The 11,259-nt window shown below is 41.8% G+C and carries 7 protein-coding genes; 5 read left to right on the top strand and 2 right to left on the bottom strand.

All coding sequences use genetic code 11. The features are described from left to right. The 5 genes from ACZFYI_RS08595 to ACZFYI_RS08615 all read left to right on the top strand — a co-directional run. On the top strand, window positions 1-1,264 hold a 1,264-nt coding region (locus ACZFYI_RS08595; RefSeq protein ID WP_462523713.1), incomplete at its 5' end, for a DUF1553 domain-containing protein. Between the two features lies 1 nt (window position 1,265). Beyond that, complete coding sequence (locus ACZFYI_RS08600; protein WP_462523714.1) at window positions 1,266-2,717, top strand: DUF1501 domain-containing protein; 1,452 nt, start codon at window positions 1,266-1,268, stop codon at window positions 2,715-2,717. A gap of 13 nt (window positions 2,718-2,730) precedes the next feature. Then, complete coding sequence (locus ACZFYI_RS08605; RefSeq protein ID WP_462523715.1) at window positions 2,731-4,869, top strand: chitobiase/beta-hexosaminidase C-terminal domain-containing protein; 2,139 nt, start codon at window positions 2,731-2,733, stop codon at window positions 4,867-4,869. Window position 4,870: 1 nt separating this feature from the next. Continuing rightward, the gene (locus ACZFYI_RS08610; RefSeq protein WP_462523716.1) at window positions 4,871-5,605 is read left to right on the top strand and encodes a sugar isomerase domain-containing protein; all 735 of its coding nucleotides are present in this window, start codon (window positions 4,871-4,873) and stop codon (window positions 5,603-5,605) included. Between the two features lie 131 nt (window positions 5,606-5,736). Then, window positions 5,737-6,795, top strand: a complete 1,059-nt coding sequence (locus ACZFYI_RS08615; protein ID WP_462523717.1) for a zinc-binding metallopeptidase family protein — start codon at window positions 5,737-5,739, stop codon at window positions 6,793-6,795. Here the strand turns inward: ACZFYI_RS08615 and ACZFYI_RS08620 are convergent. Continuing rightward, entirely contained in the window at window positions 6,792-7,925 is a 1,134-nt protein-coding gene (locus tag ACZFYI_RS08620) for a DEAD/DEAH box helicase (RefSeq protein WP_462523718.1), read from the bottom strand. The genes ACZFYI_RS08615 and ACZFYI_RS08620 overlap by 4 nt on opposite strands. A gap of 220 nt (window positions 7,926-8,145) precedes the next feature. Next, complete coding sequence (locus tag ACZFYI_RS08625) at window positions 8,146-11,193, bottom strand: PVC-type heme-binding CxxCH protein (RefSeq protein WP_462523719.1); 3,048 nt, start codon at window positions 11,191-11,193, stop codon at window positions 8,146-8,148. Between the last annotated feature and the right edge of the window lie 66 nt (window positions 11,194-11,259).

The raw sequence follows: 11,259 nt of genomic DNA on the forward strand, positions 1-11,259 counted from the left end.
TCCCATTTCGCAGAAAAACTTCTATGAGATGTTTGCCTTTTTCAACAATACCCCCGAGAAAGGATATGAAGGAGATGTATCCCAATCAAAACCAGCCAAAACTCCGATTCTATGGATAGAAAGGAATGATATAAATGAACTGCTTACTTTCATCAACCATCAGGACACAAGCAAGCTAATGGTTTCAGTGATGGATGAGTTGGACACAGTGAGGACTACATATATTCTGAACAGAGGCCTATACGATGCGCGTACTACACCGGTAAAACCCAATACACCTGAAAGTATTTTCTCTTTTCCGGATGATCTACCCAAAAACAGGCTTGGGCTTGCACAGTGGACCGTAGACAAAAACAACCCGCTCACGGCGAGGGTTTTTGTCAACCTCATGTGGCAGGAAATTTTCGGTGTAGGTATCGTCAAATCCACCGGTGATTTCGGCATGCAAGGTGATCTTCCCTCCCATCCTGAGCTTTTGGATTGGCTTGCTGTTGATTTCATGGAAAATGATTGGGACATAAAGCGCCTGCTCAAAAAAATAATGACTTCGGCAACATACATGCAGTCTTCAAAGGTTACCAAGAAGCATTTGAATACAGATCCTGACAATATCTATCTGGCTAGGTCACCTAGATTGAGATTGCCTGCCGAGAATATCAGGGATTTGGTATTGGCAAGTTCCGGCCTGCTAGTACCTGAAATAGGTGGACCAAGCGTGAAGCCTTACCAGCCTGAGGGACTTTGGGAAGCAGCCACTTCCGGCCGTGGTGAGCTCAAAACCTACAAACAGGACAAAGGAGAAAAACTCTACAGAAGAGGTCTATATACCTTTATCAAACTCACTTCTCCTCCTCCGATGCCGATCATTTTTGATGGATCAAACAGGGACCAATGTGAAGTCAACAGAGGAAGAACGAATACGCCGCTACAGGCATTGGTGATGATGAATGATCCTTTGGTGATGGAAGCATCACGGGTTTTGGCAAGTCAGTTGACTGAAAAAGAATCCGAACCGGAAACTGCCATTGAAGAAGCCTTTAAAAGAATCTTATGCAGGGCACCAAATTCGAAGGAATTGGACATTCTTTCCGGCTATTTTGAGGAAGAATATTCAAAATTCAAACAAAATCAGGCAGCAGCCGATGACCTTTTTAAGGTAGGTGAATATCCTATCAAAGAAGAAAAAATCAATCCCAATACCGCAGCCTTGATGCAGGTAATCCTGGCAATGTACAATCTTGAGGAAGCAATTACCAAAATCTAAAATGGAAAAAGAACAATTTGAATACGGATTAAACGAGAACAGAAGGAAGTTCCTTTCTAAAGTCAGTTTGGGTTTAGGTAGTGTTGCTTTGGGAAGTTTGTTGATTCCAGATCTGTTTAAAGGAAAAAGCGGTGAAGATGCTATAATGGAAGCCCTTCCTCATTTTGCACCAAAGGCAAAAAGGGTGATTTACCTTTTTCAAAATGGAGCTCCTTCACAGTTGGAAACATTTGATTACAAGCCTTTGCTGAATCAGCAGATCGGTCAAGAGCTTCCTGATTCGATCCGGGCAGGACAAAGGCTGACAGGCATGACTGCAGGTCAAAGTTCATTTCCTTTGGTTGGTTCTTTTTTCAAGTTCAACCAGTATGGTGAATCAAGGGCTTGGATATCTGAAGCTTTCCCCCATACTGCCAAAGTGGTGGATGACATCTGCATCATCAAATCCATGCATACCGAAGCCATCAACCATGATCCGGCATTGACCTTCTTTCAAACCGGCGCCCAAGTGGGCAACCGTCCAAGTATGGGAGCATGGCTGAGTTATGGATTGGGGAGTGAAAACAGCAACCTTCCTTCATTCTGCGTGCTTTTGAGCCGGGGAAAAGGAAATGGCCAAGGTGTATATTCAAAATTATGGACAAATGGATTTTTGGATTCTGTCCATCAGGGTGTTCAGTTTTCGGCAAGTGAAGATCCTGTACTCTACCTGAAAGATCCAAAAGGAATGAACAGAGAAGACCGAAGGAGGATGTTGGATAAGTTGGCTGAACTGAACAATATGAACTATGAGACTTTTGGAGACCCTGAAATCCAAGCCAAAGTTCAACAATATGAAATGGCTTTCCGTATGCAGACCGCTGTACCGGAAGTCACGGATATCAAATCAGAACCTGACAGCATCATCAAGATGTATGGACCTGATTGTTTGATTCCGGGAACTTATGCGGCCAACTGCCTTTTGGCAAGGAAACTTTCTGAAAACGGTGTGCGCTTTGTCCAGCTTTACCATCAGGGTTGGGATGCCCATGATAACCTTCCCAATCAGATGGTAGGTCAGGCCAAAGATGTGGATCAGGCTTCAGCCGCTCTGATCACTGACCTGAAGCAGAGGGGCTTATTGGATGAAACTTTGGTGATTTGGGGAGGAGAATTTGGAAGAACCAACTACTGCCAAGGCAAAATACAGGTTGATAATTACGGCCGAGACCATCACCCAAGGGCATTTTCCATTTGGATGGCCGGCGGCGGTGTCAAATCAGGAATGGTCTATGGAGAAACAGATGAGTTTGGATACAACATTGTAGAAAACCCGGTTCATGTCCATGATTTCCAAGCTACCATCCTTCACCTTATGGGTATTGACCATGAAAGGCTGACCTATAAGCACCTTGGAAGAAGGTATAGGTTGACCGATGTGCACGGTAAAGTAGTAAAAGATATTTTGGTTTAAGTTTTAAGATTGTATGCCCAAAAACCAAAAGATCATTGCGATTCTTGAAAATTCACTGATTGTCCTCCATGGATTGATTCTTATTCTTGTCATTGGACAAGACAATATCCAATTGCCTGCTTTCTTGGAAGTCGTCGGCAGGATGCACCCACTCTTGCTCCATTTCCCTATTGTGATGTTGTTTTTGGCGGCGTTGCTTTTTTGGTTTCCAGATTCTCTTGGGGTTAATTCAAAAATTGCTTTCAAATGGCTCTTGCTTTCTGCACTGTTCTTCACTGGAATCACCGTTCTCGCAGGACTTTTTCTAAGTGTGGAAGAAGGATATGTTAAAGAGGATTTTGAAAACCACCAATGGACCGGATTGCTGGTTTTTTGGCTTGGGACTTTATGGTATTGGTTTTGGGTAAAAGATAAACTTCCGATAGCCAAAGGCTTTTCTATAGTTGTATTGGCTTTGGTTTTGGCAACAGGCCATTTTGGAGCTTCATTGACTCATGGGGAAGATTTTCTTTTTGAACCGCTGCAAAGTGATGCTGATGTCCCACAGGTAAGTTTTGAGGAAGCTTTAGCCTATGACCATGTCATCAAACCGATCCTGCAACAAAAATGCATCAGTTGCCATAAAGCAGGTAAAGTCAAAGGTGACCTGAGGATGGATGAAATCGAATATATCCTAAAAGGTGGCGAAATGGGTCCTGCTGTGGATTTGGAAGACCTTGAAAATTCCCAGATTCTTGTCCATATCCTGATTCCTTTGGAGGAAGAATTCCATATGCCACCTAAGGGAAAACCGCAACTGACCGAAACAGAACTGGCATTGATTCAAAGCTGGATTTTGGATTCTGCGCATTTTGATAAAAAACTTACAGCATATTATCCTGAAAGTGAGTTCTTTGCTTTGGCTAAAGAAAGGTTTACCTCCCAAGATTCTAAATCTTATGCCTTTGAGGCGGCAAGTTCAAAAACCATTGCTCAGTTGAATAATGACTACAGAAAAGTAGTTGCTGTATATCCTGATTCACCGGGACTAAGTGTCACATTTTTTGGGAAAAACCAATTTGATCCCAATACGATTGATGACTTGAAAAAAGTCAGGGAGCAGGTTGTGGAATTGAATTTCCAAAACATGCCTTTGAAAGATGAGGATATCAAGCGACTTTCAGATTACCCCAATCTTGAGGTTCTCAACCTGAATTTTACCGGAATAGAAGGAAATACTTTGGGAGAATTGAAAGGGCTCAAAAATCTGAAGCAGCTTTCTCTCAGTGGAAATCCACTTTCAGAAGCCGCATTTGAAAGTCTGAATGATTTTGGTCAGCTGAAGGATTTGTTTGTCTGGACAAGTAAAAACGAAAATGCGATCTCCAAACTCAAATCTAACCTGCCAAATACAAATATCGAAGGTGGTTTTCAGGATGATGGGACCTTATTCCAACTCAATCCACCACAGATTGAATCTGTAAAATCAATTTTCACGGATAAAATCAATTTAACCCTCAAGCACCCGATCGGGTCCGTGAAGATTTTCTACACCCTAGACAATACCCTTCCCGACAGCAGCAACCATCAGGTGTATTCAGGACCGATAAGTTTGGATAAAAATGCCACTTTGCGTGCAAGGGCTTTTGCTGAGGGTTGGCTAGGAAGTGCTGAAAAAATTGCTGTGTTTTTCAGATCGAAAATTCAACCTGACAGTTATAAACTCGCCTTCGAACCAAGCAAGTCATACAAAGGGTCAGGCGCTTTAACATTATTTGACCTTGAAAAAGGAGATGAGGATTTTGGAACAGGTAAATGGTTGGGTTTTCAAGACACTCCATTTGAAATCCAAATGGATTTCAAAGCACCCCAAAATATCCAAAACATTGCTTTCAGCACTTTGGCCGCTGAGGGATCGCATATTTTCCCACCTTCCAAAGTGGAAGTTTGGGTCAAAACCCAAAGTTCTGACTGGAAGTTGGTAGATACCCAAAAACCTGAGCAACCAAAAGGGAACAGGGACAGGATGCTTCAAATGTATGAAACCGAAATCAACCAAAATGGCATCGTGGCTATCAAGGCTAAACTTACCCCTGTCAATCCTTTACCAAAATGGCACCCGGGAGCGGGAGGAAAAGGTTGGGTATTCATCGACGAAATTCTGATCAATTGATATGAAAGCTTATCAGCGCTATTTTGAGCAGGTTCAATCCAAGCTCCAAACTGTTTATGGACAAGCTGAAAAAATTGAAACTGCAGCCGCTTGGATAGCCGACAGTTTGTCCAATGATGGTTTTATCTACACCAGCGGCACAGGACATTCTCATATTTTTGCTGAGGAGATTTTCTATCGGGCAGGCGGATTTGCGCGCGTAATTGCGATTTTGGATGAAGCGCTGATGCTTCACAAGGATGCTTCTTACAGTACCGAAGTAGAACGGATGGAAGGATATGCAGCTAAGCTTTTGGAGGAATTCCCTATTTCAGAAAAAGACATTTTTATCATTTCTTCCAACTCAGGACGTAATACAGTCAGTATAGAAATGGCCATGATAGCCAAGGAAAAAGGAGCCAAAGTCATCGTCATTACCAACCTGAAACATACCCAATCAGTCAATTCACGACATCCTTCCGGGAAACGGCTCTTTGAAATCGCTGACCTGTATTTTGACAATGGAGGAGAAATAGGCGATGCAGCTGTATCAATCGATGGTTTGGATACTAAAGTCGGTGCCACCTCTACGGCGACAGGAGCGGTGATTTTGCAAAGTATCATGGTACAGACCGCCGAAAATCTGATTCAAAAAGGCGTCATTCCTGAAATTTTCAGCAGCTCCAACTCAGATGTGGGAGAAGAACACAATGAAAAGTTGATTGCAAAGTATAAAGGAAAAATTAAGGGTTTGTGAGTTTTAAACACTGAAAGTTTTTCAGTACAATTTAAACCTCTTTCAATTCAATATTCCATTACTCTTTAGATTAAATACCATTAAATTTAAAACATTGATTTTTCAGATAAAAAACAAAATAACCAAAGTCCATGCAAATTTTTCAATGCGACAACTGCAGCCATCCTGTATATTTTGACAACAATATCTGTTTAAAATGTCATAACACTTTGGGATTTGATTCCAAAAAGTTGAAAATGGTCTCTTTAAGGAGAAATCCTGAAAATAATCTGATTGAAACGAGTACAGGAAATACCTATCATTATTGCAAAAACCATGAACATGATGTCTGCAATTGGGTGATTTCAGACAATGAAGCGTCTCAAGTCTGCATAGCCTGTAGCTTAAACCGAATCATTCCGGATATATCAAGACCTGAATACCTCCAAAGGTGGAAAAAGATCGAATTGGCCAAGCACAGGTTAATCTACGCCTTGCTTAGGTGGAATTTCCCAATCATTTCCAAAGCGGTGGATTATGAAAAAGGGCTTGCTTTCAATTTCAAATCAGATTCCACCATGCCTGATGGGCTTAGGGTGATGACCGGACATGCCAATGGTCTGATTACGATGAATATCGCGGAAGCTGATGATGTGGAAAGGGAAATGGCCCGAAACAACATGGATGAAGTTTACAGGACTGTTTTGGGTCATTTCAGGCATGAAATCGGGCATTATTATTGGGAAAGACTGATAAAGGAGTCCGAATATCTGGTACAATTCAGGGCATTGTATGGAGATGAAACCTACAGTTACCAGGAAGCTTTGAACCAATATTACAAAAACGGCGCTCCTGCCAACTGGAATCAAAATTTCATCAGCGCCTACGCCACTATGCATCCTTGGGAGAGTTGGGCAGAAACCTGGGCACATTATATGCACATTGTGGACACTTTGGAGACAGCTTACTTTTATGGCTTAACCATTGATCCAAAAGTCCATGAAAGCGTCATGGTAAAATCAGCTGAAATCAATATCAATGCATATGACTGCAAAGACTTCGATACGATTTTTTCTTATTGGTTACCGCTATCTTTTATGATGAATAGCATCAATAGAAGTATGGGTTTGCAGGATTTATATCCTTTTGTTATCAATTTGAATGTGAAGGAAAAATTACGGTTTATCCATAATGTGATCCATAAAGACTAAAAATCAATGTTTTTCGCATCTATCAACTCCACTCTCCTGCCCATCTTTTTTTGGATTACTTTGAAGTGATGCTCCTCCTCATCTGAAATCAAAGAAATCGCTTCGCCTTCCGATCCTGCACGTCCTGTTCTTCCAATGCGGTGAATATAATCCTTGGGAGATCTTGGCAGTTCATAGTTAACCACGATAGGTAGAAACTTAATATCGATTCCTCTTGAAGCCAAGTCTGTGGCTACGAGAACCCGAAGTTTGCCGTTCTTGAATTTGGTCAAAGCATCTGTCCTAGCTCCCTGACTTTTATCTCCATGGAATGAAGTGGCCTCAATTCCGTTTTTATTGAGTTTTCCGGCAACATTGTCGGCAGTCCTGATCGAAGAAGTAAAAACCAAAACCTGATTCCATTCATTGGCTTTAATCAAATGCCGCAGCAGAGGCCCTTTGTATTCCATCGGTACCAAATAGGCAGATTGGGAAATCAATTCAGGAGCTATTCCCTCTACTTCCACAGAAATCTTTTCAGGATTATGCAGGATCCTGTTGATGAGTTCCTCCACCGTTTCTTCCATGGTAGCTGAAAAAAGGATATTTTGCCTCTTTTTGGGCAATTTGGAAAGAATTTCGTCCACTTCTTCTTTGAAACCCAAATTCAAAATCTTGTCTGCTTCATCCAACACCAAAACTTTCACAGCAGAAAGTGAAATGGAATTTTTATCCACCAAATCCAACAACCTTCCGGGCGTGGCAACGACTACTTCTGTTCCAAATAAATTTCTCATTTGGGGATTGGCAGAAACACCACCAAAAACCGCCATGGTTTTGATTTTACGGGGTAAAAAATTACTGAAAACTTTGATTACTTCCTCCACTTGCGTGGCCAATTCCCTTGTAGGTACCAATATCAGAATAGGAATATTTCTTGTTTTGATATATTCTTCCTGCTGTAATTGCTGCAAAATAGGAAGGACATAGGCAGCCGTTTTACCCGAACCTGTCGGGGCAATACCAAGAATATCCTTTCCTTTCAATACTGCAGGAATGGCTTCAATTTGAATGGGATAAGGGCTTTCATATTTTGCTTTTTTGATGGCGTCAAGTATACTTTGCGAAAGACCGAGGGAAGAAAAATCCATGGAAAATTGTTTTTTGACAAAGGTAGGATTTATAAGAGATGATACACGCAATCCTGTAAGTAGTATCCGTTTTTCAACAAAAAAGCCATGATTTAAGTATCATAGCCTTTTGTGGTAAACCCAAAAATAGGATTTTGCCTTCGCTTTAATTCTTATTTTATTCAGGTTTGATTTTATTCAGAATTGTTTTCCTAGAATTTATAAGATGTTCAGCTTTCTATTATTTCTTTTTTAAAGTCATCAGGTATTCAACCAAATCCACTAACTCTTGTGTACTCATGGCTTTCTCCAATCCTGATGGCATCATTGAATTTTCCATTTGATCAATCGAATTCACATCGGCAGTTTTAAGTTCTACCAAAGTTCCACCGGGGATTTTCATAGTAATGTCGGTTTCTGTCCTACTACTGATGACCCCACCGTAAGTGCTGCCGTCTTTTGTTTTGACAATGTAACCTTCATAACCAAAACTGATCCCGGCATCTGGATGGATGATGGCTATGTATTGGGCTTCTTTGGATAGTTTGCTCCCGATTTCTGAAAGCTTCGGACCAAAATCCATCCCGATATCATTGACCTGATGGCAAACTGAGCAGTTATTTTTGAAAACAACAAGACCATTTTCTGCGACACCTTCCATTGCAAGCAATTTAGCCATCGGAGGCAATTGATTTTCGGTATCATTATTTTCCAAATAACTCGCTGCTTCAGTCCTGACACTTTTTCTCCATGCCCTGCTTACGCCATTTACTGCCGAGGCTTTGAGGTTATCAGGGAATTGGTTTTCTTTCAGCAAAGCCAAAACCCGCTCCTCTCCTGCATAGCTTCCTCCTATTGCGGCAGCAGCTTCCCTCCTGACGTTGATGTTTCTTTTGTCATCAAAGGCAATATTTTCAAGCATCCCAATTGATTCACTTGAACCTATTCCTCTTAAGGCAAAAATCATATCAAACACCTGCTTTTCATCACCTCCGTTTAAAACTTTGGTAACCAAAGGAGCTCCTCCTTGATTGAGCAAGGTAGTCGCAGCCGACCTACCGATATTGTTGTCATAATTGGCCAATGCAAGTTGAAGGAGGTCAGGATTTTTGTCTTTCAGTTCAAATTTTCTAACCAATTCCACAAACTCAATTTGCCCTGCAGATTCCTTTAAGACATCATTCAAAGCTGCCAAGGCTAAAGGAGAGGTTTTGATATACTTTGGTTCCAAATGGGTAATGACCAATCTGTTGATTTCTTTTAGATCCTGAGAAGGTTTTTCAAGCATATTGATCAGGGCTTTTGATTTGGCTTCCCCATCAGGATTGAAATCAAATGCCCTAAAATACCTTAATCTCAAATCCATGGATTCAGCAGGGTCCCAGGCCAATGCTGCCAGCATAGGTATGGATTTTCCTGTTCTTGCACGCCAAACGATATCTTTATTCGAATTATTCTCAATTACCTGATCCTGTACCAGATTTTCCCAAGCAGCGTAATAGGAATCCCATTGACCTTCAGCACCGATTCCCAAAGCTTCCAAATACCACCTGTCCTTTCCATCATGCTGCTTTGCCAGCTGTGCCCAGATTCCGGGTGCTTCCGGTGAAGAATGATGCCTCAAAGCAATCGCTACTTCCCTTCTCACCTGTGGATCAGGACTTTGAGCAAGTTTCTTGGCATATGGGATATAATCCAGTCCCAATTGTCTAGCTGCTCTTAAACCTGCAATCTGAATATCAGGGTTAGAATCAGCAATTGCCTTTTCTACATAGCTTAGGCCTTTTCCTTCCATTTTGGCCAAAACCCAAAAAGCCCTCGCTCGCATTCTTGGATTTTCATGGGATTCAAACATTTTGACCAGGCCTTCTTCAGCGGCTGAACCCTGTTTTTGCAAAGCCTGCCAAGCTTGATAGCGCCAAGAAAGGTTTGGGTTTTGAAGTGCTTCTAAAGCACCTTCCACAGTATTGAGGTCATAGGATGGAACTTTGTATTTGCTTTTTGGAGGAGCCAATCTGAAAATCCTTCCCCTATTCAAATCCCCGGCCTGATGTCCTCCCACTCCAGGATCATACCAATCCGAAACAAACAATGAACCATCCGGAGCGATGCAAACATCGGAAGGCCTGAACCACTGGTTTTTGTCTCCATGCATGATATTTACCATTTCGGCTATATAACCTGCTCCATCCTTTTTTACAGGATATGCCCTGACGACATTTGGCCCTGCGTCCGAATGAATCATTTGGTCCCAAAAAATCTCCGGCAGCAATCTTCCTTCATAAACCAAAAGGCCTGTCGGGGAACCTGCCCCAGTCTGTAAAAGGTTTGGCACTACGCCGGGATCATTGAGGTGCCAATGTTGAAGGGGAATTTCCTTTTCTTTATTGGTACGGTTGGCTGACCAACTAGCCCGGGTCATCTCGTCTTTGTACCCAAAATTGCCATATTCCATGACGTAATTGATTCGGACTCCCTTATTTCCGTCGTCATCATTGTCAGATTGCCACATGGTTCCATAAGAATCCACTGCTACCTCATAGTTGTTTCTAAAATTTTGTCCAAGAACTTCAATATCCGTAAAATCAGTATTGCTTCTAAAAACCAATCCTTCCTGATAATTTTCTGTATTGATCTCTTTGCCTGATTTGTCTACGATGACATTCCCGTTTTTATCGACAAGCTGCGCTCCTGCATTTCCAAAATTGAAGTAAAACTTCCCATCCGGGCCAAAAACGAAGGCATGCATCCCGTGGTCATGCTGCTCTCCTGAGATCCCCTGAAATACAATTTCTTTGGTATCTGCTTTATCATCGCCATCAGTATCTGTAAAAAGCCAAACATATGGACTTTGGGAAACGATGGCTTTGTTGCCCATCACCCAAATCCCAAGAGGTGCATTGAGTTCAGGTCCTTGGTAGAATACTGTACTTTTGTCCTGGATTCCGTCCCCATCTATATCTTCCAAAATCACGATCCGGTCTCCTTCTTGGTGAGTCTCGTTCCCTGTGATGGCGGGACGGTAATTGTAGGCTTCACAAACCCATACCCTTCCCTTGTGGTCAATGTCAATATTGGTTGGATTGGTTATGGTGGGCTCAGACGCAAAAAGTTTGGCCTCAATGCCTTCCGCAAATGTAATCCCTGAAAGTGCATTTTCGGGAAGATGCCTTTCCTCTTCAGTCAACAAATCAAAATCTTTAATATCCTGTTTTGATCCACAGGAATAAAAAAAACCTGTTACAAAAAGAATTAGGACGCTTTTGGTCAATAAATATTTATTTTTCATAGAGGAGATTTTGGGCCAAATTCGGTCTTTACATGGAAGTTATTCAATTCTAAATATAAATTGAGA

It is taken from the genome of Aquiflexum sp. (assembly GCF_977115555.1).